The organism is Bacillus mexicanus (genome assembly GCF_050445615.1).
Lineage (GTDB): Bacteria > Bacillota > Bacilli > Bacillales > Bacillaceae > Bacillus > Bacillus mexicanus.
The window spans coordinates 1-208 of record NZ_JBCEYV010000026.1 but is presented as its reverse complement, the minus strand read 5'-3'; the positions used below and the strand labels follow the sequence as shown (position 1 = coordinate 208).

Here is a 208-nt window from a genome sequence, read left to right as displayed (position 1 = left end):
ACCACCGACCTCACGCTTATCAGGCGTGCGCTCTAACCAGCTGAGCTACAGGCCCATCTTAACTTATTTAAGGAACAAAGTTCCTTCAAAACTAAACAAGACAGGGAACGTTCTGTTTATAAGACCCAAGGTCTTATATTCCGTATATATCCTTAGAAAGGAGGTGATCCAGCCGCACCTTCCGATACGGCTACCTTGTTACGACTTC

Annotated in this window: 1 rRNA gene; it reads right to left on the bottom strand. The window is 45.7% G+C overall.

The window, feature by feature from the left end:
• Positions 1–156: 156 nt before the first annotated feature.
• Positions 157–208: ribosomal RNA gene (locus AAGG74_RS23525) — 16S ribosomal RNA — on the bottom strand; the annotation flags it as partial.